Raw genomic sequence first — 24,292 nt, forward strand, 5'->3', positions numbered from 1 at the left:
CGTATTAAGATGTTGACGTTCTTGTCACTTATAGCTGCAAATATTTTACACGAAGTTAATTATATCGGTGTTAAGGCTCTAAAGCAAGGGAAAAGGTGATTTTAATCACTTTTGTGCTTAAAAAGGGATATTTTCGTAATTAAATTGCAGCTATCTTTAAAACCAGGCCCCACAGCAAGTAAGAAATTTGCTATAATAAAGGGTAGTTTTGGAGGAGAAATTATGTCACCAACCCAATCTCTAATCGTAGTAATTGCAGTTATGCTTATCTTAATTGCTGTTGCCTTTATGCTCTACGTTAATCGCCGGCAATTGCGGGCAATTTTGGAGTTAGACGATTTAATTACTAAAATTGAAAAAATGCATTTAAAGCAGGACATTGACCGGTTAAATAAGATGGATCTTGCCGGCGAGAGCCTGACGACCTTAACAACTTGGCGCAAGAGCTATGAGGAAGCAACAAGCAAGAAAATTCCTCAGGTGCAAAAATTGCTGGAACAGGCAGCTGACGAGAATGTTCATTATCGCTTGTTTAAGTCGCACCAAAATATTAAGCAGGCTCAGGAGATCATGAAGCAGACCTTTGATGATGCCAAGAATACCAAGGATGTTTTTACGGAATTACTTGAATCTAACCGCGAAAATCAGGTGCAGTATGATGCCTTAATCAAGGTTTATCATGAATTGCGCAAGAGTGTTTTGGCTGATTCGTTTGATTATGGCACGGCAATCGATCAGATCGAAAATGACTTGTCGAACTTAGAGAATGACTTCGCTGAAGCAAAGAATTTGTCAGCGCAGGGCGATCAAGTTGAGGCCAAACGGATTTTGTCCAAAATCAAGGCATCTTTGGCGACAATGCAGCAAGAACTGCCGCAAATTAAGCAAGGTCGCCATGAGCTAGATTCTGTTTTTCAAGATCAGCTGCAGGAATTGTCGGATTCCTATAAAAAGATGATTGCTGATAAGTACTACATTACTGAAATTGATGTCTTAGGCAAGATTAAAGAGATTCGCGGACAGATTACTGAAGCAGGGCAATTTTTGACAGAATTAAAACTGCCGGAATTAGCTAACTATATTAAGGAAATTAAAAAGGAAATTACTGCCCTCTATGATGTTCTAGCTAAAGAATACAAGGCGCGGCCATTTGTTGAAGAAAACCAAGATAAAATTCAGCGATTATTAGCGCGTGAACAGGTAGAATCCAAGAATTTGGTTGCTAAACTGCGCCATATTGATGAGAGCTACGAGCTGACACACGGCGAGTTAGCTAAGAGTAGGCAGCTGGAGCAGGAAGTCAACGACATGAACCGGCAATACACGGTTGACACGCAAAACGTGGCTGATGGCAAAGGTGTATTTTCTACGATTAAAGATTCGTGGCTGGGGATGCTGGAGCGTTTGCGCGAGATTGGTGAGCAGCAAAAGCAGATGTCGCAGGATGTCGATGGTCTGTATGATTCCGAGAATGTGGCTAACGACTCGATCAACCGCTTTAAGCAAGAAGTATCTCTAGTGTACCGGCGATTAGAACGCAAAAAGTTGCCGGGAAATCCTGATACCTTTGTTCAAATGTATACCTTGGTAATCAATGAGATTGGTCATGTTGCTAAGGAATTAGGTGAAGTTAGAATTAACATGGAAAAGATTTCTAACGAGTTAATTCAAATTTCTGACGATGTTGAGCGCTTGAAGCGTGAAGCCGACGACATCATTAATTCTGCAGATTTAGTTGAATTGACCTTGCAGTACTCCAATAAGTATTCTGATAACGATGCAATTAAACGGGCGCAAAAGAAGACGATGCAGCTTTACAGTCAGGACTACAATTATAAGGAAGCTTTGGACACGATTGCGACAGCAATTGAGAAGGCTGAGCCTGGATCATATCAGCGGTTAGAAAATTTATACTATTCTGATAAAAAGAATGAATAAAGTTTAAAAACAGTTTTAGGGCGATCCTAGAATTGTTTTTTACTTTAAAATGATTATTAATTGAAGCAAAGCTATATTTAAGTTACAATTTATAAGTTGAAGAAGTGGCTCAGTGGGCCTTTTTGAGGGGAGTAAAGTCTGTGATTTATTTTGATAATAGTGCGACGACTAAGATTGATCCGGCAGTGTTAGCTACTTATGATCAAGTTGCACAAAACATTTGGGGGAATCCGTCTAGTTTACATAAAATGGGCGACCGCGCGTTTCAATTATTGACGAGTTCGCGCAAGCAAATTGCCAGTTTACTAGGTACTAAACAAGATGAAATTTTCTTTACTTCTGGTGGAACTGAATCCAATAATCTGGCAATTAAGGGAACGGCAATTCAGAAGCGTGAATTTGGTAAGCACATCATTACTTCAAGTGTGGAACATGCTTCTGTTGCCAACGCGTTTAATGCCTTAGAGAACTTGGGCTATCGGGTTACGCGGCTTCCGGTTGATAAAGAGGGCCGCGTGAACGTTAATGATTTGCGCAATGCGATTGATACGGACACAACCCTGGTTTCGATTATGGGTGTCAACAATGAAATTGGGACAATCCAGCCGATTGAGGCCATCAGTGATTTACTAACCAACTACCCAACAATTCAATTCCACGTTGATAATGTTCAGGCTCTTGGTAAACATATTTGGCCGCGAGTATTTACTCCGCGCGTTGACTTGTCGAGCTTATCAGCACACAAGTTCCATGCGCCACGTGGCATTGGTATTTTATATAAAAAAGAAGGCAAGATGCTGTCACCGCTGCATGATGGTGGTGGTCAAGAAAAAGGTTTGCGGTCTGGTACGGAGAACTTACCAGCAATTGCGGCAATGGCGAAGGCTGTGCGGTTACTTTTGACTGATGAGGCCGCTAAAGCTGACCGCGAAGCCGCAATTAAGCAAAAAATTGTCAATTATCTGCAGGATAAGCCGGGAATCAAAATTTTCTCGCCAGTTAGTGACGGCTTTACACCACATATTTTGTGCTTTGCCCTTGAAGGAATTCGGGGAGAGACCCTGGTACACACGCTGGAAGAACACGACATTTATACATCAACAACTTCTGCTTGTGCTTCAACTAAGACTGATGAGGCCAGCACTTTGGTATCAATGCACGTTGACGACAAGATTGCAACTAGCGCAATTCGGCTGAGCTTCGATGAGAGCAATACAATAGAAGAAGCTGATGAATTTATCGCTGTCTTTGATAAGATTTACCAGCATTTTGCTAAAATTAATCATTTGGGAGAATAATTAATGGAATATACGGAAATTATGGTTCGTTACGGCGAACTATCGACAAAAGGAAAGAACAGAAAGGACTTCATCGGCAAGCTTGCTGGTAACGTAACTAAGGTGTTGCGTAATTTCCCAGAAGTTGAAATTCACCCGCGGCATGACCGGATGCACATTGTGCTGAATGGGGCACCGTTTGCGGAAATCGACCAGCGTTTGAAAAAGGTGTTTGGTATCCAGACCTATTCGCCAACAATTAAGATTGAAAAAACACTGCAGGCAATTGAAGAAACTTCTTTGGCACTAATGAAGGAAACTTTTAAAAAGGGCATGACCTTTAAAGTTAATACTAAGCGCAGTGACCACCATTTTGCTTATGATACAAATGAATTAAACTCACTTGTTGGTGATTATTTATTTGAAAACATGGCCGACTTAAAGGTAGAAATGAAGCACCCAGACCTTGTTCTACGAATTGAAGTTCGTCAAGATGCGATTTATATTTCTAACCAATTATTACATGGTGCTGGTGGGATGCCTGTTGGTACCGGTGGTCGTGCCGTCATGATGCTTTCGGGTGGGATTGACTCACCAGTTGCGTCATACTTGGCACTCAAGCGCGGCGTTGATATTGAAATGGTGCACTTCTTTAGTCCGCCTTATACTACTGAGAAGGCTCTGAACAAGGCAAAGGAATTGACTGGGATTTTAGCAAATTATGCTGGTCGCATTAACTTTATTGCCGTTCCGTTTGCGGAAATTCAGGAAACAATCAAGGAAAAAGTGCCAGAAGGATATTTGATGACGGTTCAACGGCGGTTTATGCTGCGGCTGGCTGATGAAATTCGGGCTAAGAGAAATGAATTGGCAATTTTTAATGGTGAATCAGTTGGTCAAGTTGCTTCACAAACTTTAGAGTCAATGATGGCCATCAATGACGTGACGACAACTCCTGTTGTGCGGCCAGTTGCGACGATGGACAAGACCGAAATTATTCGCTTGGCTGAAGAAATTGGCACCTTTGATTTGTCTATCAAGCCATTTGAAGATTGTTGTACAATTTTTGCGCCACCACGCCCTAAGACCAAGCCAAAAGTTGACAAGGCTCGTGAATATGAAGCCCGCCTTGACGTTGACGGCTTAATTGAACGCGCTCTTGCAGGGATCAAGGTCACGGCAATTTATCCGAATGACAAGTTTTTAGCTGATAAAGCTGAAGAAGATGCTGCATTACTATAAAAACGTGCTATAATAACTAGCAAAGCAATAACCAAGAGGTATTAACTTTATAGACAGAGAAAGGCTAAAATGGTGCGAGGCCGAGAGTTAATTGGTAGCTTGGTTTATAACTGATTGACTGAACTAATAGTAAGTTGATCCGGCAGAATTCGCCGTTATCACGATGCAAGAGAAGCAGTAAATGCTTAACTTAGGTGGTACCGCGGTTAGTAAATCGTCCTAGATATAAAATCTAGGGCGATTTTTTTATTATCAGAAAGAAGGAAATTATATGACAGATTTGGCTCCAAAATATGATCACAAGGAAGTTGAGGATGGTCGTTACCAAACTTGGCTTGATGAGGATTTGTTTAAGCCGTCAGGCGATAAAAAGGCACACCCATATTCAATTGTTATTCCGCCGCCAAACGTTACGGGAAAATTGCACTTGGGACACGCTTGGGACACAGCAATTCAAGATACATTGATTCGTTTTAAGCGGATGCAGGGCTATGACACGCTGTATTTGCCAGGAATGGACCACGCGGGAATTGCAACTCAGGCAAAAGTTGAAGCCAAGTTGCGCAAGCAAGGCAAAGATCGTCACCAAATGGGACGTGAAGCCTTTGTCAAGCAAGTTTGGGACTGGAAGGACGAATACGCTAGCATTATCAAGGGTCAATGGGCCAAAATGGGTCTGTCACTTGATTACTCCCGTGAACGTTTTACTTTAGATGAAGGTTTATCTAAGGCTGTTCGCCGCGTCTTTGTTCAATTATATAACGAGGGCTTAATCTACCGCGGGCAATATATTATTAACTGGGATCCAGCTTTACAAACTGCTTTGAGTGATATTGAAGTTATCCACCAGGATGACAAGGGTGCCTTTTACCACATTAAGTATCCATTCGCTGATGGCTCGGGCTTTGTTGAAATTGCAACGACGCGTCCCGAGACTATGTTTGGTGATACTGCTGTTGCGGTTGCTCCTGGGGATGAACGTTACAAGGACTTGGTTGGTAAAGAACTGATTTTACCACTTGTTGGCCGCCATATTCCGATTATTGAAGATCAACACGTTGACCCAGACTTTGGGACTGGTTTAGTAAAGATTACGCCAGCTCATGACCCGAACGACTTTGCCACTGGTAATCGGCATAACTTAAAACGGATTAACGTCATGAATGATGACGGTACGATGAACGAGGAATGTGGCGAATATGCCGGCATGGATCGCTTTGACTGCCGTAAGCAATTAGTTGCAGACTTAAAAGAACAAGGTTACTTGATTAAAGTTAAGCCAATTGTTCACTCCGTTGGTCACTCAGAACGTTCTGGCGTTCAAGTTGAACCTCGTTTGTCAACTCAATGGTTTGTTAAGATGAAGCCATTAGCTGATAAAGTGTTGGCTAACCAAAAGACTGATGGTCGGGTTAACTTTGTTCCTGAGCGATTTGAGCAAACCCTTGAACATTGGATGGAAAATGTTCATGACTGGGTAATTTCTCGCCAATTATGGTGGGGTCACCGGATTCCAGCTTGGTACAATAAGAAGACCGGTGAAATGTACGTTGGTGAAGAAGCACCTAAGGATGCTGAAAACTGGCGGCAAGACCCTGATGTTCTGGATACTTGGTTCTCAAGTGCTCTATGGCCATTTTCAACGATGGGCTGGCCTGATGAAGACGCACCGGACTTTAAGCGTTACTTCCCAACTAACGCACTAGTTACTGGTTACGACATTATCTTCTTCTGGGTATCACGGATGATTTTCCAAAGTTTACACTTTACGAATGAGCGTCCGTTTAAAGACGTTGTTTTGCACGGTTTAATTCGTGATGAACAAGGTCGAAAGATGAGTAAATCATTGGGCAACGGGGTTGACCCAATGGATGTTGTTAACGAATATGGTGCCGATGCTTTGCGCTGGTTCTTATTGAACGGTACAGCTCCAGGTCAAGATACTCGTTACAATCCAAAGAAGTTAGCTGCAGCTTGGAACTTTATCAACAAGATTTGGAATGCTTCAAGATTTGTAATCATGAACTTGCCAGAAGATGCCCAGCCAGCTCACATGCCTGATACCAGTAAGTTTGACTTAGCTGATAGTTGGATCTTTGACCGGTTGAACCACACAGTGAGCGAAGTTGTTCGTTTATTTGATGAATACAAGTTTGGTGAGGCAGGCCGTGAAGCTTATAACTTTATCTGGAATGACTTCTGCGACTGGTATATTGAAATTTCTAAGGTTGCCTTAAACGGTGATGACGCAGAGTTAAAGGCAAGAAAGCAGGATAACTTAATCTGGATTCTTGATCAAATTTTGCGGTTATTGCACCCAATTATGCCGTTTGTAACCGAAAAATTATGGTTGTCCATGCCTCATACTGGCAAGTCAATTATGGTTGCCAAGTACCCAGAAGCTCACAGTGAATTTGTTAATGAACAAGCTTCACGTGATATGACATTCTTAATTGATGTAATTAAGGCAGTCCGGAATATTCGCATGGAAGTTAATGCACCAATGTCATCACCAATTGATATTATGATTCAACTTGATGATGCCGCAAATGAACGGATTTTGACCGACAACGAAGATTACGTTAAGAACTTCTTGCACCCAAAGAAGTTGGAAATTGCCACAGAAATGGCTGCGCCAAAATTAGCTAAAACAGCAGTTATTTCCGGTGCGCAAATTTTTGTTCCGTTAGCTGAACTGGTTAACATTGATGATGAACTTAAGCGGATGGCAAAAGAGGAGCAAGACCTTGAGGCAGAAGTTGCTCGTTCAACTAAGAAGTTAGCTAACCAAGGTTTCGTTGCTCATGCACCAGCAGCAGTTATTGACAAGGAAAAGGCCAAGAAGGCTGACTATGAAAGTCAATTGGCTGGTATTCGTCAACGAATTCAAGATTTGAAAGAGAGTAAATAATGTGATTTTTACCAAAGCGCAAGATGTGATATCTTATTTATATTCATTACCCAAATTTCACGCAAAAGGTGACCTGACCTTTATTAAGCGGGTCTTAGCAGAATTGGATAATCCTCAAGATAAAGTCAAGATGCTTCACGTTACGGGCACTAATGGTAAAGGTTCTACTTCGTATTATTTAAGTAATTTATTGCAAAAGGCTGGTCAAAAGACTGGCCTTTTTGTCTCACCGTACGTTTTTGCGTTTGGTGAGCGGATCCAATTAAATGGTCAAAATCTTAGTGATCCTGATTTGGTAGCAACTGCTAATCAAATTGAACAGGTTTTGCAAAAAATCAGGCAAACAGACCCTGATTTTGGCTTAGTTACTTTTGAATATGAAGCAGTCATGGCTTTTACCTATTTTGCCCAAAAAGAGTGTGACTATGCAGTAATTGAGGTGGGCATCGGGGGCACGCATGACTCCACAAACGTGATTAAACCTGAAGTTAGCGTCATTACAACCATCGGCCTTGATCATGAAAAAATTATTGGCCCCACGATCCAAGATATTGCTCGGGAAAAGAGCGGCATCATTAAATATCAGCGGCCAATAGTTTTAGGCAACGTACCACAGACGGTTTTACCGATTATTAAAGAAAAAGCGGAGCAGGAACAGGCCCCCGTATTTCGATTAGGTCAGGACTTTACTGTAAAAAGTGCCTTGCAAACAAGCTATCGGGATGCAAGAAGAACATTGACTTTTGCCATTAGACCCGAAGTTGAAGGTTATGATCTGGCCGTTGCGATTCGGGCCTTTAGTACTCTGAATTTGCCGCTGAGTGATGAAAAGATTGGAGAAGCAATTAACCACACGGTAATTCCGGGGCGTTATCAAATTTTGCAGGATCAGCCGCTGATTATTTTAGATGGGGCACATAATATCCAAGCAATGCAAAATTTGCTCAATTTTGTTCACGACCAGCAGGCGAGACGTCGCGGCAAAGTGCGGGTGCTGATTACGATGATGAAGGACAAGGACTTAACAGAAGTCTTTTCGCTATTTCAAGAGTCCGATCAAGTCGAACTGACGACAATTGCTTATCCGCGCGCCGCTAAAAAGGCAGACTTTCCCTCTGCAGTGCAAGCAAAGTATCCGTATGATGCAAGCTGGCAAGCTGCTTTTACGCAGTTAAAGCAAGATAGTCAGCCAAATGATATACTGCTAGTAACGGGGTCGTTTTATCTCGTCGGAGAAGTTTTGCAATTGGAGGCCACAAATGCAAGTTCAAGGCATTGATGAAGAAATCAAGGGAATACTGTTTGATATGGATGGGCTGCTCGTTAATTCCGAGGATCTATACTGGCAGGCTAATATTCAGGCTTCAAAAGAAGCTCATTTGGGCACGCCTGATGATACTTATTTGAAACTAGTTGGTTCAACAACCAAGGAAATGCGGTCATTTTATGAGCGGTATTTTAAAACTGAAGAGGAACGCGTGCGTTTCATTGAGCGAACCAATGAATTGGTGGAGCAGTGGATTGCGGCAGGCAAGCTTGAGCTTAGACCTGGTGTTCAGCAGGCACTTGATAAATTTTATAATCTTGATTTGCCCCTAGCCATTGTTTCCAGTAATTATGAAAAAAGTATTGAGCAGGAAATGTGGGCCACTGGTATTCGGAATTACTTTCAGTTTCACCTAAATTATGATGATGTAAAAGAGCATCACTTAAAGGCTAAACCAGCGCCAGATATTTACCTGTGGGCTGCAAAAAAAATAAATATTCCCAAGCAAAACTTACTGGTCTTTGAGGATTCCTCAACTGGCGTCGCTGCAGCTGCCAACGCAGGACTTAAGTGTGTAATGATTCCAGATTTATTACCGCCAACTGACCAGGATCAAGAAAACGCGACGTTAATTTGTCATGATTTTAATGAATTTCTAAAAAGAATTAAGTGATTTTTGCGTAATAAATAGTGAAGGGAGTGATTTGAATGGAAATCATCAAGTCCAATCACTATTTAGTAAACACCGATATTGAATTATTAGGAAACTTATTTAATCAACTGCGAGCAAATGGCATCAGCGACTTAACGCAGGTGGAAGCCAAATTAGCGCAATTACAAATTGCCAGCTTTAATGACTTAGTTAAATATTTTTCGGGTTCCAATTGTGATCCGCAATTAGCAGTTGTTGGTGAAGAATTAATTGACCGTTTGCGGACTGCTGTTCCTGATCGCGAAGCTGTTTTGACTTCAAGTAATGAAGTTGGGACATATTTAGCTGACAAACTAGCTGGTCATAAGCAGGAAGAATTATGGGCAATTTATATCGATAACAGTAACCATATTATTGCCGAAAAGTGCTTGTTTAAGGGAACAATTGATAAGTCGGTTGCTCATCCGCGGGAGATTTTCCGCTGGGCTTTGATTTATGCGTGTGCAGGGATGTTTGTCGTTCATAATCATCCTAGTGGTCATTTGACCCCGTCGCAGAGTGATCTTAAGCTAACCCGCATGCTTAAAGGGGCTGCGGATATGTTACAGATTGATTTTTTAGATCATTTTATTGTTGGCAAAAACCAATTTTTAAGTATGCGCGAGCACGAATTGTTTTAAAATCGTCTTAAACTTGCTGCGGAATTCTTTTTTAAACAATGCTTTGTGCTATAATTATTCAAGATTTAAAGACTGCAATAATTAAGGAGAGATTTTCGTGTTTGGATTTGGAGCAAAAAATATTGGTATCGATTTAGGAACGGCCAATACACTTGTTTATATGGAAGGTAAGGGAATTGTCCTTAGAGAACCTTCTGTTGTAGCAAAGAATACCCGCACTGGTAAAGTAATCGCAGTTGGTTCAGAAGCCAGAGAAATGATTGGTAGAACACCTGCAACGATCGTTGCAATTCGGCCAATGAAAGACGGCGTAATTGCTGATTATGATACAACTGCATCAATGCTAAAGTATTTTATTGATAAGACTGTTGGCAACTCGAAGCCATCGGCAATGATTTGTGTGCCATCAGGCGTCACTGAAGTAGAAAAGCGTGCGGTTATTGATGCTGCACGTGTTGCCGGTTCTCGTGAAGCTTATGTTATTGAAGAACCATTTGCTGCAGCAATCGGTGCTGGTCTTCCAGTAATGGATCCAACTGGTTCAATGGTTGTTGATATTGGTGGTGGTACAACTGATGTTGCCACGATTTCACTTGGTGGGATTGTTTCATCAACTTCTATTCGTCAAGCTGGAGATAAGTTTAATTCCGCAATTGTTAATTACGTTCATTCTAACTTTAACTTGTTAATTGGAGAAAGAACTGCTGAGGATATTAAGATTCAGATTGGTTCTGCTTCAGTTGAAAAGGCAAAGGATATTGAATCCGTAAATATTCGCGGTCGTGACTTAGTAACTGGTTTGCCGAAGTCAGTTGATGTTAAGGCAGTTGATGTTGCTAAGGCAATTCAAGATGTCGTTCAAGATATTATTATTGCGATTAAAGAAACTTTAGAACAAACTTCTCCTGAAATTGCAGCCGATGTAATTGATCATGGTATTGTGTTAACTGGTGGTGGCGCTCTGCTTAAGAACCTTCCAGATGTTATTTCGGAAGCTACTAAGGTGCCAGTATTTATCGCACAGGACCCACTTGACTGTGTCGCAATTGGTACCGGTGAGTCACTTAAAAATATTGAATTAATGCGTAGAAGTCGCAAATAATACTGAAGCCGGCTGTTTTTGCCGGCTTTTCTTTTAGGAACAATCCCATATGAAAAAATTTCTACAGAATAAAAAATTATTAACGGTGTGTGTTGTTATTATTGTCATTTTTTCTGTGTTGGGTACCAGTGTTCATTTGCGTAATAAACGTAATACGCCGCTAATCATTCAGAGCTTAGGCAATGATGTTGTCGCAGTCGGCACAAGAGTCGTTGATTTTCCAATCAGTCTTGTGTCTGGTGGCCTCAGCAACGTTAATGAACTGCTGAATACACAGAATGAAAATAATTATTTAAAGAGCAAGGTAACTGATTTACAGCAAACCAAAGCTCGTAATGAAACTTTAGAAGCCGAAAACAAGCAATTAAAGTCAGCTTTAAAGATTAAGACAACACTGTCTGATTATGATCTAATTAGCGCATCAGTAATTTCACGTTCACCTGATAGTTGGACGGACTTATTGGTAATCAATAAGGGAACCACTTCTGGTTTACGCAAAAATATGGCCGTGATGAGCGGTGGTGGCGTTATTGGTAGGATTGTCGAAGTCAGTGCTGCATCATCTAAAGTTGAATTAATTACAACTAGCGATAAGGCTGCTAACCGGTTTGCAGTTGAAGCCACAGCGACTAATGGTAAGAAGGTTCATGGAATTATTACTGTGATCGGTAATAGTACACTGGCATTTACACAAGCCCTTGATAGCAACAAGTTAAAGCAAGGAACGCAAATTTATACCAGCGGCATGGGTGGTAATTCGCCTAAAGGATTGCTTGTTGGCTCGATTGCGCGGACAACTCATGATTCCTTTGGCTTATCGGATTTAATTAAAATTAATCCAGCAGGTGAACTGAATGATCCATCTGTTGTAACAGTCATCAGGAGAAAGGTGGAAGACTAATGCGGTCTCTACGCAAGTTTATTTTGGCTTTTGCCTTATATGTTGCTTTAGTTCTTGATGGCAGTTTGGCACTTTTTTTGCATCAATTTATGGCGCTGGGAAATGCTGCTTGCTTAATTATGCCAATTGGGATGATGTTAATTGCCTTATTTGATGATTTAAATAATAAGGAGATCTGGTTGGCCATCGGAGCTGGCATTGTCGCTGATATTTATTTCTTCGGAATTATTGGTGCCTATGCGGTTATTTTGCCAATCGTAACGTGGCTATTGCAGAAGTCAGCACGGTTTCTTCCAGAAGTATTCTGGGCAAGAATACTAGCTGTTTTACTGGCAGTTGTTATTGTGTGCTGTTATAACTGGTTAATCTTGAGCGTTGTTGGCGTAATTGCTGTTCCAATTAAGACAATGCTAGTTAGTTTATTGCCAACATTAGCTTGGTCGTTGGTCTTTGCAATTTTATCGTATCCAATTTGGGGGCGGCTAGCACGCAGTCATCCATTTATGGTTAACTTAGATAATTATCAACACTAAAAAAGCGTGAGAATTTTCTCACGCTTTTATTTTTAACCAAATGTACCGTTGTTAACCAATACCATTGCTACTTGAGCAACAATTGCCGCTAAAGTAATGAATGCCATCAGCCATGCCATCACGATAGTTAACTTTTGAAATCCTGATTTCTTTTTCTTTCTCCGTGCCATTAATTGACCTCCTCGTTTGAACAATATTTTATTCTTATTAGGAGTTTTTTTCAATTGCGTAGTAAGATAAAATAAGTAATGGAGGAATTATCATGCTATTTGTCTTTTTATTGCCACTTGTTGGCCTCGTCTTAGCGTTTTTGCTCACTAAATTTTGGCCAAAGGCAAAGTTTTGTGGTTATGACGTCTTGCCATTCTTTTTAATCTGGGCTTGTTACTTAATCACAGACATTGAAAGAAGACCTAGTTTTTTGCCTTATGGCTTCTTTGTCTTCTTCTTCTTAGTAATTATCGTTGCTGTCAGTGATGCAATCAAAAATAAAAATATTTCGCTTGGAAAAACATTGTATCGGCTGTGGAACTATTTAACAGTTTGTTCTATTTTTTGGTACATCGGCTTATTGGTGATGATGATCTAATTCCCACTATTTTTATAAAATAATTTGTCAAGAAAAAGGCTAAAATTCAACTGAATTTGGCCTTTTTTTACTTAAAAATAATTTAATCGTTAAATAACATACCTTTTTTAGGGAAACTGTGGTAGAAAGTGGTGAAATGTGGTAAATTATTCATTGGAAGGGGGCTAAACCATGTTCATGGGCGAATATCACCACAATCTTGACAGCAAAGGGCGGTTAATTATCCCTGCTCGTTTGCGAGAACAGATTGGTGATAAGATGGTATTCACCCGCGGAATGGAAGGCTGTATTTTCGGCTATACCACCGAGGCATGGCAGAAAATTGAAGCCAAGTTAGCGCAACTTCCGTTGACTAAGAGAAACGCGCGTAGTTTTACGCGTTTGTTTTACTCTGGTGCGATGGAATGCGAATTCGACAAGCAGGGGCGCGTCAATCTGACCACAACATTGAAGAAGCATGCTAACCTGACAAAAGAATGTGTCATTATTGGCGTTTCCGACCGAATTGAAATTTGGGCTAAGGAACGCTGGGAGAGCTTCAGTGATGAAGCAAACGAAAACTATGATGACATTGCCGAAGATTTGGACGATATTGAACTATAAATTATGGAATTCAAACACACCAGTGTACTCTTACACGAAACAATAGATAATTTAAAACCAAAAAACGATGGTCTATACGTAGATGCTACTTTTGGCGGTGGTGGACACGCAAGATATTTGTTAAGTAAGCTTGAACGAGGAACATTGATTGGTTTTGACCAGGATGAATACGCGATAAAATCGGCTAAGTTAAACTTTGCTGATTTATTGCAGGCTGACAGTAATCCTAAGTTGGAGTTGGTTCACGACAATTTTAGTCATTTGCAAAAGAATCTGGTTGAGCTAGGTTACACAGATGGTATTGACGGAATTTACTACGATTTAGGCGTTTCTTCACCCCAGTTTGATCAAGCAGGACGCGGCTTTTCATACCGCTTTGATGCTCGCTTAGACATGAGGATGGATCAAAGCCAGACTCTTGATGCTTATCAATTAGTGAACAACTCAAGTCAAAAAGACTTGGCAGCTATTTTGTACAAATATGGCGATGAAAAGTTTTCACGCCAAATTGCCCGCAAAATCGTTGAAAGGAGGCAGATTAAGCCAGTTGAAACGACATTTGAACTGGTTGATCTGATTAAGGAAGCAATTCCTGCATATGCAAGACGAACGGGAGGACATCCGGCGAAGAAGACTTTTCAGGCACTGCGAGTGGCTGTTAATCATGAGCTTGATGTCCTCAGAGAATCTCTTGAGGAAGCTATCGAACTTTTACGACCTAATGGTAGAATCAGCGTGATTACCTTTCAATCTGACGAAGACAAGATTGTTAAGAATATCTTCAAAAAGTATTCTGAGGTTGAGGTGCCACGCGGGATGCCAATGATACCAGACAGTATGAAGCCAACGCTTCGTTTGGTTAATCGTAAACCGATCGTTGCTTCTGATGAGGAGCTAGATAACAATAATCGCTCACACAGTGCAAAATTGCGAGTTGCGGAAAAATTGTAAAGAGGAAAAAAGATGGCTGATAATTTAGCGAGAAAAATAGAGTTTAATCCTAATAAGCAAACGGAAACAGAAACTCATCAGCGATTGGTTCTTGACCATCGCCGCGTTACTTGGTCTGCTTTCGAAAAATCTTTGCTTGTATTGGGAGCCTTAATAACTTTGGGCTTGATGACCCTGTTAGTTTCTTCTAGTATTTCTGCTACTTCAGCTCAACATGAACTCACCAACGTGGAACAGTCTGTTGCTAAAAAACAGAGTCAAGTTAGTGACTTACATCAAGAAATAGGTGAGTTAACCTCAAGTGCACGCATGAATAAGATTGCTCGCAGCAAGGGGTTAACTTTGATTGAAAAGAATATTAGGACTATTCACTAATGAAAAAACGCATTAGTAATTTAAAAACACAAAAATCCAAAGCACACAGCTACCGCTTCACAGTAGGGAGATTTCTCCAAGTAGCTGTAGCTTTGGTTTTTCTTGTATTTACAGGTAGATTTTTATATATTGGTATCTCTCAGAAGGTTAGTGGTGAGAATTTAAGCCAGCGCACAGAGCAACTTTATAAGCGCAATGAGGTGCTGAAGGCTAATCGTGGGACAATTTATGACCGTAACGGCTTGGCAGTTGCTCAAGACTCACATTTATATACTGTGTATGCTATCTTGGATAAGTCGTCGATTAATTATCACAATAAACCTGAATACGTAGTTAATAAAGAAGAAACCGCTGAGAAATTAGCAAAGGTCTTACCGCTTTCAGCAGATAAAATTTTGCACTACTTAAATCCTGCTCGTACAGCTTTTCAAGTACAATTTGGAGCTGCTGGCAGTAATTTAACTAAAGAAGAAAAAAGTAAAATTGAGCAGATGAAGTTGCCGGGAATTAAATTCTTTGAAACACCCGCACGATTATACCCGAACGGCAATTTTGCCTCACATATTGTTGGGCTTGCCACCCCTGAATATAATAAGAAAACAAACTCGGAAAACTTGACGGGTACAATGGGATTAGAAGCTTGGTATGACAAGCTTTTGACGGGTAAAGATGGCTACCGTATTTCATCAGTTGATGCATCTAACTATCAAACGCCTAACAGCACCCAGGATTATCAAGCACCAAGAAATGGTGATAACCTTTATCTAACAATTGATTCGCAGTTGCAAGATTATTTGGAAAATCGGTTAACCTATGTGCAAAAGACCTATAATCCGGTTTCGATGACAGCGGTTGTTGAAGATATGAAAACGGGTAAGGTGCTGGCAGCGTCTCAGAGACCGACGTTTAATCCGCAGACTAAAAAGGGAATGTCCAAGTCGTATCGGGATATTTTAGTTCAGGATGTCTATGAACCCGGCTCGGTTTTCAAAGTTTTAACTTTGTCGGCTTCAGTTAATAGTGGTAATTTTCATCCGAATCAATATTATAATTCTGGCTCGGTCACTGTTAGTGGCTCGACAATCCACGACTGGCAGACTTCTGGTTGGGGCAGTATTCCGTTTTCTCAGGCTTTCCCGCGTTCAAGTAATACCGGTTTTGTTCATATTGAACAGCAGATGGGGGCTAAGACTTGGCGTAAATACTTGCGCAAGTTTCATATTGGTAAAAAAACTGGCGTCACTTTGCCAGGTGAGCAGGTGGGACTGCTAGCTTTCAAGTCGCCGATTGATCAGGCGGTAACGAGTTTTGGTCAGGGTGTTAACGTTAATGTTATGCAAATGATGCAGGCGTTTAGCAGCTTGGCCAATGATGGTCAAATGGTCAAGCCGCAGTTTGTTGAAAAAATAACAGATCCCGATGGCAAAACAATTACTGGCTATCAAATTAAAAATGTTGGCCAGCCGGTATATTCTGCAGCGACAGCGCAAACTGTTTTAGCTAATATGCGGCGCGTCTTGAATAAGCGCATTGGTACGGGTTATGCCTATAAGATGAGCAACGCAAGCATTGCCGTCAAAACGGGAACGGCCCAGATTGCCAACCCTAAAGGCGGTGGCTACTTAAAAGGAGACAGCAACTATGTCTTTTCAGTGGTTGGTGTAACTCCAGCTAAGCACCCGCGTTACTGCATTTACATCACAATGAAGCAGCCACGGCGAATGGTGAAGCCAGCAGAAACTATTCTGTCGTCAATTTTCAAGCCAATGATGAGACAAACCATTTTAATGGCGAAAAACGCTCAGGACGATTCCACGGTAGTTAAAGTTCCAAATTTAAAGGGTCTGACTTATTCTGCTGCTGAGCAAAAAGTGCAGCAGATTGGGTTACGCATTGTTAAGATTGGCACAGGAAGTAAAATTATCTCTCAGTCGTATGCTAAGGGACAAAAAGAGCAGTCTGGTAAGCGAATGTTTGTTTTGACTTCTGGTAAGATTATCTGCCCAGATATGAAAAACTGGACGCTGGATGACCTGCATCAATTTGCAGACCTAACTGGTGTTAAGCTGAAAGTTGTCGGCAGCGGCGTCGTCAAGCAGCAAAGCATTCCACCGAAGACCAAACTTAAGTCAAAGACCAAAATTGTAATTAATTTAAAGGAGTAAACACAATATGCTCATTATTAGCATCATTGCATTAGTTAGTTCATTAGTTTTAACGGCAATCTTTTTGCCGTGGATGATTATTTTTATGCGGTCACATCACGAGGGCCAAGAAATTCGTGATGAAGGACCTAAATGGCACCAGAAAAAGTCTGGTACACCAACAATGGGTGGTGTTGTTTTCGTTTTAGCAGCAGCGATTTCTTCTGTATGGGTTTCTGCTTGGCAGCATAATATTAACAAAACCATTTGGATTTTGGTGATTAGTCTTCTGGGATACGGGATTATCGGTTTTCTGGATGATGGGATTAAACTCTTTTATAAGCGGAATTTAGGTTTACGAGCTTGGCAAAAATTATTACTACAGATTTTGATTGCGGTAGCGATTGTCGGGATTGCAATCACTGATAATTTCAAATTTAATCTGTATATTCCATTCTTTGGCGTAATTAGTAGTGTGATTTTGTTTACACTATTTGTCATTTTTTGGTTAGTTGGGTTTTCAAATGCAGTTAACCTTTCAGATGGTCTTGATGGCCTAGCAACAGGCCTTTCAATTGTCGCCTACGGCACATATGCTTATTTAGCTTTTAAGCAAAATAACTTTGCCATTTTAATTTTTTGTATGAGCGTGATTGGCGGCTTAATTTCGTTCTTCATTTTTAATCATAAGCCTGCTAAAATCTTTATGGGTGATGCTGGGTCACTTGCTTTAGGTGGGGGACTTGCAGCTGTCAGCGTCTTCTTAAATCGACCATGGTCACTGCTTTTAGTCGGTATTGTGTTTGTGTGTGAAACTGCAAGTGTTATTTTACAAGTGATTTCATTTCAAACGACTGGCAAGCGGATTTTTAAGATGACACCAATTCACCATCATTTTGAAATGTTGGGCTGGTCAGAATGGAAGGTTGATATTGTCTTCTGGTTAGTTGGATTGATTGGTAGTATGTTGTATTTAGTAATCTGGGGTTAAGATAGTAAAAATGAAACAGATTGACACTTATAAGAATAAGAACATTTTGGTTTTAGGGCTGGGAAAGAGCGGTTTTGCAGTAAGTACGTTATTGCTTAAACTTGGTGCAAAGCTGACCTTGAATGATAAGGCTGATTTAACGCAAAATGAACACGCACAAGAATTGGAGAAGATGGGGGTTCGCGTGATTGGCGGGTACCATCCAACCGAATTATTTGACCAAGAACATTTTGATTATTTGGTTAAAAATCCGGGTATTCCTTACGAAAATCCAATGGTGCAAAAGGCAACTGAATTAGAAGTTCCAATTATTACGGAGCCGGAAATTGCATTGAGCGTTAGTGAGGCGCCATATGTTTGCGTTACTGGATCAAATGGTAAAACAACAACTGTGATGTTAACGCAGCAAATTTTGGACAATCATTTGGCTAAAAATGGTCACCATGCCTATGCTGTAGGTAATATTGGTGTTCCGATTTCTGAAGTAGTTACTAAGGCAACTAAGGATGATATTCTTGTAGTTGAAATTTCTAGTTTCCAACTGCTAGGAGTAACCGATATTAATCCGCGTGTGGCAGCAATCGTTGATATTTATCACAATGTTCATATTGATTATCATAAAACTTTTGCCAATTATGTTAACGCCAAGTTGAACGTGACACGAACTCAATCTGCAGATAATTACTTTATTGCTAACTTGGATCAAAAAGATATTTTGGCTCAAGAACAAGCTGCTACAAAAGCTCAAATTCAAACGTTCTCAGAGACCGACCGGACTGCCGACTACTTTATTGCGGATGGCTATTTGCAAAGTCAATCAGAAAAGATTATTAAAACTAGTGCAATGAAATTGCCGGGAGTTCACAATCAACAAAATGCCTTAGTTGCAATTGCGATTAGCAAGTTGATGGGAGCAGATGACGAAGACATTCAAGCGGTTCTGACTACTTTTACTGGTGCCAAGCATCGTTTGCAATATGTGATGACTCTTGATGACCGTAAAATTTACAATGATTCCAAGTCAACTAATATTGAAGCAGCAACGGTAGCAATTCCATCATTTACTGAGCCTGAAGTCTTAATTGCTGGTGGTCTTGACCGCGGTTTTACCTTTGATTCTTTAGTGCCGCTATTTAAAAAGCATGTTAAAGCAATCGTGCTCTATGGCGAAACACGCTACTTATTGGCTGATGCAGCTCGTAAAGCTGGAATTAAGCAAATCGTAATTGAGAACACCTTGCAAGAAGCAGTTCCTAAGGCATATGAACTGACTGCTGCTGGCGATGTTTTGTTGTTTTCACCTGCATGTGCTTCATGGGATCAGTTTAAGACCTTTGAAGACCGTGGTGATTACTTTGTAAAGTTTGTTAAGGATTTAAAGACAAAATAAAATGAGAATTATTTTTACTGGTGGTGGCACTGGCGGCCATATTTATCCAATTATGGCAATTATTGAGCGCTTAAAAGAGCGGCAACTGGCAACAAATGATGAAATTTTGTTTGTCGGTACTAAACGTGGTTTGGAATCTAAAATTGTTCCAGCAGCTGGCGTTAAGTTTGAAACAATCGAAATTCAGGGTTTCAATCGCAAACATTTGTTAAAAAATTTCAGTACCATTAATATGTTCGTGAAGGCAACTAAGTCCGCTAAAAAGATTCTACAGGAATTTAAGCCGGATGTTGTCTTGGGTACTGGTGGTTATGTTAGTGGCGCCATTGTCTATGAAGCTGCCAAGATGGGCATTCCGACAATGATTCACGAATCAAATTCAGTCGTCGGTGTTGCCAACAAGTTCTTAGGGCATTATGTAGACAAGATTTGTTACACCTTTGATGATGCTGCTAAACAATTTTCGGAGAAGAAAAAACTAGTTAAAACTGGTAATCCGCGTTCACAACAAGTTTTAGGTTTGAATGAGGAGCATGTTAATTTAGAAGCTGAATGGAACTTTAATCCTAAAATTCCAACTGTGCTTGTGTTTGGCGGCTCACGTGGCGCTTTAGCAATTAATCGGGTGATGTTGCAGTCGATATTAAAACTGAAAAATAAGCCATATCAAATTGTTTGGGCAACGGGCAATTTGTATTATGATAAGGTACAGGAGAAGCTGCAGGGAATAGATTATGGTACTAACATTAAAATCTTGCCGTATATCAAGGATATGCCTGCTGTTTTACCCGAAATGACTTGTGTGATTTCACGTTCTGGTGCTACCAGTATTGCAGAATTTACCGCATTAGGTGTTCCTGCAATTTTAATTCCTAGTCCTAATGTGACGCACAATCACCAAATGAAAAATGCAACTGATTTAGAAAAAGCAGGTGCGGCATTAGTAATTGCAGAAAAAGATTTAAATCCTAATAGTTTTATTTCTTCAATCGATCATATTTTGCTTGATACAAAATATGCAAATGAAATGAGCAAATCATCGAAACAACTAGGTGTACCTGATGCTTCAGATCAGGTAATCAAAGTGATGCAAGCAATTGCTAAATAATAGGTAAGGGAGGCGAAGCAGATGCCGAAAAAACGGATAACCAAGATTGATCCTAACGAAAAACTAGCACATTATCTGGATCATCAGGCTGACCAAAACAGGCATCAACACCATAAAAATAAGGTTTCTGCCTCGCTTAATCACTTACACAGTGAGCGTAAATCGGCACTGATTAGACGTTTGGGCTTAATTATTGGTATTGCCTTATTGGCAATTGTTGGTTTAGGGTATTATATTTCTCCTCTAGCTAACGTTAGAAGCGTTCAGGTTCAAGGCAGCGATGACTTACCAGTTAAAGAAGTAGTCGCAACATCAGGAATTAAGGCTAGTGGCAAGGTTTGTGACTATCTGCTTAAACAGTCGGTAATTAGTCAAAAATTGGCCAATAAATATACCGAAGTTAAAAATGTTCAGATCACCACCCAAAATTTTAATCACCTAATTATCCATATCAATGAATTTAAAACAATTAGTTATATTAAAACGGATAATAGGTACCGTAAAATTCTTTCACATGGTAAACTAGGTACAAGGCTCTTGCCATGGAACATGGTGGATCATGATAAGCCGATTTTTGTAGGTTATAGTCATAAAGTTTCTTTAAAACAGGATCTTTCGTTATTTAATAGTTTACCCGACGATTTTCAGGAACAAATTAAGTTATTAAGTGGTAATACTAGACGTAAATCACAAGTCATTTTTGTAATGAAGGATGGCAATGTAATTACCGGCAATATTTCTACTCTCAAAGATAAAATAAAGTACTATAATAAAATCAAATCTAAAGTAAAGAAGAATAGTTTAATTGATTTAGAAGTAGGGGTTTTTAGTAGACCGCTAACAGCAAGTGAGAAGAAGGCTTATGGCATATCGTAAACTTGATTAGCATTTTATTAAGAATTTACTAGTTGAGCATCGATGGGGGGTTAATTTTGGACAATTCAAATTTATTAGTAGGCCTTGATATAGGTACTACAAGCGTGAAGGCAGTAGTCGCCGATTCCGGTAAAGTGATTGGCGCGGTCGCAATTCCTAACAAGGGAATGCGGCATGGTAATATCGTTGATATTGATGAGACAGCAAGTGCGATTAGTCGTGCACTGAAAGAAATTGCCGATAAGACAAATGCGCGGATTTATAGCGTGGTTACGGGAATTCCTGTAGGCCTTTTGCAACTTGAAACAGCCAGTGATCTGATTAATGTTAGTGATAATGGTCAAGAAGTTGGTAATAGCGACGTTAAACGTGTTTTACGGGCTGCGGTCAAGTCTGCAGTTAAAAATGAACGGGAACCAATAGCGTTTTTACCGAGTCGATTTTTAATCGATGGCAAAACCGAAGTTGATGACCCCCGGAAGATGATTGCGCATTCCCTTGCAGTTCAAGGAATTTTGCTGACGGCACCAGCTAGTCCATTGCATAATATTAAAAAGGCAATTGAACGTGCTGGCTACCAGAACAATTTCTTTGTGCCAACCCCTCTGGCCATTGCAAGTGTTGCTCTTGACGAAAGTGAACGTACTTTTGGATCAATTATCCTTGACCTAGGCGGCGGCGTGACTACTGCAACCGTTATTCATGACGGTCAAATTAAGTATGCGAACATTGATTTTGAAGGCGGCAGCGATATTAGCAATGATATTTCAGTTGTCCTGAGCACTTCCAAAAAAGATGCAGAGCAGATTAAACTTGATTATGGTTATGCTGATCCAGAATTAGCTTCAGAAAAAGACAAGTTTGCGGTTAACAGTGTTGGCACTGATGGTCAGCAAATGGTTGACGAAGTGTACTTGAGTAATATTATTAACGCTCGTTTAATGCAGACAGTTGGGCGAATTGGTAAAGGTTTGGCTAAGCATGATGCATTGAAATTGCCGGGCGGGATTATTATCACCGGTGGTAACAGTTTGCTTCAGGGAATTGATAACATTGTTGCTAATACTTTAAAAGTGAAAACGCGGATTTATCAGCCTGATCAGATTGGTATGCGCAATCCTGTATATTCTGCAGCTTATGGTATTGTTAACTACTCGTATAAAATGTCTGATATTGACTTTTTGGTTATCAGTGCAATTTATGGTAAGAGTCTCGTTGGTCAGACTGACGATGAGCCGGCTCAAGAGAATGTAAAAAAATCGAAAAGACCGGCAACTGCTAGTGAAACCAAAGTAAAAGAAGAATATAATAGACATGAGTTGCGAAAACAAGATAAGACAGCGCAACACAAACAAACAAATAATAATCAAAATAAAAATAAAGGCATTAAGAACTTCTTGAAAAAGTTCTTTGATTAAAGGTGGTTAATTTAGATGGATTTTACGTTCGATTCAGACGACAATAAAAATGCTGTCATCAAAGTAATTGGTGTCGGCGGTGCAGGTGGTAACGCTGTCAATCGAATGATTGATGATGGTGTGCAAGGGGTTTCCTTTGTTGCTGCAAATACTGATGTTCAAGCACTTAACAGCAATAAAGCAGAAACCAAAATTCAGTTAGGGCCTAAATTGACCAGGGGATTGGGTGCTGGTTCGCATCCAGAAGTTGGTCAAAAGGCAGCTGAAGAAAGTGAACAAACAATTGAGGATGCCCTTAAAGGTGCTGATATGATCTTTATCACTGCCGGAATGGGTGGTGGTACTGGTACTGGTGCTGCTCCAATCGTTGCCAAAATTGCTCGCGAAACTGGCGCTTTGACTGTTGGGGTAGTAACCCGCCCGTTCACTTTTGAAGGCCCTAAACGTTCTAAAAACGCAACTGAAGGTATTGCCCAATTAAAGCAGTATGTTGATACATTAGTTATTATTGCTAATAATCGCTTGCTTGAAATGGTTGACAAAAAGACACCGATGATGGACGCCTTTAAAGAAGCTGACAATGTCTTAAAACAAGGTGTTCAAGGTATTTCCGATTTGATTACCTCAACTGACTATGTTAACTTGGACTTCGCTGACGTTAAGACAGTGATGGCTAACCAAGGTGCTGCTTTGATGGGAATTGGCCGTGCTAGTGGCGAAAACAGAACGGTTGAAGCTACTAAATTGGCGATTTCCTCACCACTACTTGAGGTTTCAATTGATGGTGCTAAGCAAGTACTGCTCAACATCACTGGTGGCCCAGACTTAACATTGTTTGAAGCTCAGGATGCTTCTGAAATTGTGTCTAAGGCAGCTGGCGATGATGTTAACATTATCTTTGGTACGTCGATTAACCCTAACTTGGGTGACGAAGTTGTCGTAACTGTTATTGCAACTGGGATTAGTTCGCAAGCTGAAGAAGAAGCTTCTAAGCAGCTTCCGGGTCGCAGTCACCAAGTTAAAGCACAACAGTCAAGTGATATTACTCGTGAAAAGGCAGAGCCGCAAAACCAACAAGTAATGAATCATGAACAAACTGCTGAGCAAACACAAGTTAAATCTGCACCAAAGCATGAACCAATGGTTGATCCAACTAGTGTTTGGGGCTTGAATAATGACAGTCACGAAGCAAGACGGTCAACACCAAACATTAGCCAAAATGATGGTTTTAATTCATTTGACGATGATGATCAGAGCAGTATTTCACAAATTGAAACTAGTGCCCAAGATGATGATACTGATGATATTCCATTTTTTAGGCACCGTGGTGAGAACTAATAGGAG

Annotated in this window: 22 protein-coding genes; 21 read left to right on the forward strand and 1 reads right to left on the reverse strand. The window is 40.4% G+C overall.

The window, feature by feature from the left end:
* Positions 1-222 precede the first annotated feature (222 nt).
* The 10 genes from ezrA (at position 223) to mreD (ending at position 12,503) form a co-directional block, all read left to right on the forward strand.
* On the forward strand, positions 223-1,938 hold the full coding sequence (gene ezrA, locus OZX63_RS04190) for a septation ring formation regulator EzrA (RefSeq protein WP_277144879.1): 1,716 nt from the start codon (positions 223-225) through the stop codon (positions 1,936-1,938).
* A gap of 140 nt (positions 1,939-2,078) precedes the next feature.
* Positions 2,079-3,236: a cysteine desulfurase family protein gene (locus OZX63_RS04195; RefSeq protein WP_277144881.1), complete on the forward strand. Its 1,158-nt coding sequence runs from the start codon at positions 2,079-2,081 to the stop codon at positions 3,234-3,236.
* A 3-nt stretch (positions 3,237-3,239) separates the two neighbouring features.
* Positions 3,240-4,457 (forward strand): tRNA uracil 4-sulfurtransferase ThiI, encoded by a 1,218-nt coding sequence (gene thiI / locus OZX63_RS04200; protein WP_277144884.1) that lies wholly within the window; start codon positions 3,240-3,242, stop codon positions 4,455-4,457.
* A gap of 271 nt (positions 4,458-4,728) precedes the next feature.
* Positions 4,729-7,368 (forward strand): valine--tRNA ligase, encoded by a 2,640-nt coding sequence (locus OZX63_RS04205; protein WP_277144886.1) that lies wholly within the window; start codon positions 4,729-4,731, stop codon positions 7,366-7,368.
* A gap of 1 nt (position 7,369) precedes the next feature.
* Positions 7,370-8,647: a folylpolyglutamate synthase/dihydrofolate synthase family protein gene (locus OZX63_RS04210; RefSeq protein ID WP_277144888.1), complete on the forward strand. Its 1,278-nt coding sequence runs from the start codon at positions 7,370-7,372 to the stop codon at positions 8,645-8,647.
* A complete protein-coding gene (locus tag OZX63_RS04215) occupies positions 8,628-9,308 on the forward strand; it encodes an HAD family phosphatase (RefSeq protein WP_277144890.1) in 681 nt (226 codons plus the stop codon). Before OZX63_RS04210 ends, OZX63_RS04215 begins: the two co-directional genes overlap by 20 nt.
* Before the next feature lie 35 nt (positions 9,309-9,343).
* On the forward strand, positions 9,344-9,967 hold the full coding sequence (locus OZX63_RS04220; RefSeq protein WP_277144891.1) for a JAB domain-containing protein: 624 nt from the start codon (positions 9,344-9,346) through the stop codon (positions 9,965-9,967).
* A gap of 97 nt (positions 9,968-10,064) precedes the next feature.
* Positions 10,065-11,069, forward strand: coding sequence for a rod shape-determining protein (locus tag OZX63_RS04225; RefSeq protein WP_277144893.1), 1,005 nt, complete (start codon positions 10,065-10,067; stop codon positions 11,067-11,069).
* Between the two features lie 49 nt (positions 11,070-11,118).
* Complete coding sequence (gene mreC, locus OZX63_RS04230) at positions 11,119-11,970, forward strand: rod shape-determining protein MreC (RefSeq protein WP_277144895.1); 852 nt, start codon at positions 11,119-11,121, stop codon at positions 11,968-11,970.
* The gene (gene mreD, locus OZX63_RS04235) at positions 11,970-12,503 is read left to right on the forward strand and encodes a rod shape-determining protein MreD (protein WP_277144897.1); all 534 of its coding nucleotides are present in this window, start codon (positions 11,970-11,972) and stop codon (positions 12,501-12,503) included. The genes mreC and mreD overlap by 1 nt, the downstream gene beginning before the upstream one ends.
* 32 nt (positions 12,504-12,535) lie before the next feature.
* On the opposite strand, the gene OZX63_RS04240 is transcribed toward mreD, so the two are convergent.
* A complete protein-coding gene (locus tag OZX63_RS04240; RefSeq protein ID WP_277144899.1) occupies positions 12,536-12,673 on the reverse strand; it encodes a DUF4044 domain-containing protein in 138 nt (45 codons plus the stop codon).
* A 92-nt stretch (positions 12,674-12,765) separates the two neighbouring features.
* Here OZX63_RS04240 and OZX63_RS04245 point away from each other — a divergent pair, with 92 nt between their 5' ends.
* From OZX63_RS04245 to ftsZ, 11 genes are all read left to right on the forward strand, one after another.
* A complete protein-coding gene (locus tag OZX63_RS04245; RefSeq protein ID WP_277144901.1) occupies positions 12,766-13,092 on the forward strand; it encodes a DUF3397 family protein in 327 nt (108 codons plus the stop codon).
* 171 nt (positions 13,093-13,263) lie between these two features.
* Positions 13,264-13,695 carry a division/cell wall cluster transcriptional repressor MraZ gene (mraZ, locus tag OZX63_RS04250; RefSeq protein WP_277132578.1) on the forward strand — a complete coding sequence of 144 codons (432 nt, stop codon included), beginning with the start codon at positions 13,264-13,266 and terminating at the stop codon, positions 13,693-13,695.
* Between the two features lie 3 nt (positions 13,696-13,698).
* Positions 13,699-14,646: a 16S rRNA (cytosine(1402)-N(4))-methyltransferase RsmH gene (gene rsmH / locus OZX63_RS04255; protein WP_277144904.1), complete on the forward strand. Its 948-nt coding sequence runs from the start codon at positions 13,699-13,701 to the stop codon at positions 14,644-14,646.
* A 12-nt stretch (positions 14,647-14,658) separates the two neighbouring features.
* On the forward strand, positions 14,659-15,021 hold the full coding sequence (ftsL, locus tag OZX63_RS04260) for a cell division protein FtsL (protein WP_277132582.1): 363 nt from the start codon (positions 14,659-14,661) through the stop codon (positions 15,019-15,021).
* Entirely contained in the window at positions 15,021-17,186 is a 2,166-nt protein-coding gene (locus tag OZX63_RS04265; protein WP_277144906.1) for a penicillin-binding transpeptidase domain-containing protein, read from the forward strand. The genes ftsL and OZX63_RS04265 overlap by 1 nt, the downstream gene beginning before the upstream one ends.
* Before the next feature lie 7 nt (positions 17,187-17,193).
* Positions 17,194-18,156: a phospho-N-acetylmuramoyl-pentapeptide-transferase gene (gene mraY, locus OZX63_RS04270; protein ID WP_277144908.1), complete on the forward strand. Its 963-nt coding sequence runs from the start codon at positions 17,194-17,196 to the stop codon at positions 18,154-18,156.
* Positions 18,157-18,166: 10 nt separating this feature from the next.
* Positions 18,167-19,546, forward strand: coding sequence for a UDP-N-acetylmuramoyl-L-alanine--D-glutamate ligase (gene murD, locus OZX63_RS04275; protein ID WP_277144910.1), 1,380 nt, complete (start codon positions 18,167-18,169; stop codon positions 19,544-19,546).
* Between the two features lies 1 nt (position 19,547).
* Positions 19,548-20,654 (forward strand): undecaprenyldiphospho-muramoylpentapeptide beta-N-acetylglucosaminyltransferase, encoded by a 1,107-nt coding sequence (gene murG, locus OZX63_RS04280; protein ID WP_277144912.1) that lies wholly within the window; start codon positions 19,548-19,550, stop codon positions 20,652-20,654.
* 21 nt (positions 20,655-20,675) lie between these two features.
* The gene (locus OZX63_RS04285; RefSeq protein WP_277144914.1) at positions 20,676-21,530 is read left to right on the forward strand and encodes an FtsQ-type POTRA domain-containing protein; all 855 of its coding nucleotides are present in this window, start codon (positions 20,676-20,678) and stop codon (positions 21,528-21,530) included.
* A gap of 56 nt (positions 21,531-21,586) precedes the next feature.
* Entirely contained in the window at positions 21,587-22,948 is a 1,362-nt protein-coding gene (gene ftsA, locus OZX63_RS04290) for a cell division protein FtsA (RefSeq protein ID WP_277144916.1), read from the forward strand.
* 15 nt (positions 22,949-22,963) lie between these two features.
* The gene (ftsZ, locus tag OZX63_RS04295) at positions 22,964-24,286 is read left to right on the forward strand and encodes a cell division protein FtsZ (protein WP_277144918.1); all 1,323 of its coding nucleotides are present in this window, start codon (positions 22,964-22,966) and stop codon (positions 24,284-24,286) included.
* Positions 24,287-24,292 lie beyond the last annotated feature (6 nt).

Origin of the sequence: Lactobacillus sp. ESL0700, assembly GCF_029392095.1 — a bacterium.
GTDB lineage: Bacteria > Bacillota > Bacilli > Lactobacillales > Lactobacillaceae > Lactobacillus.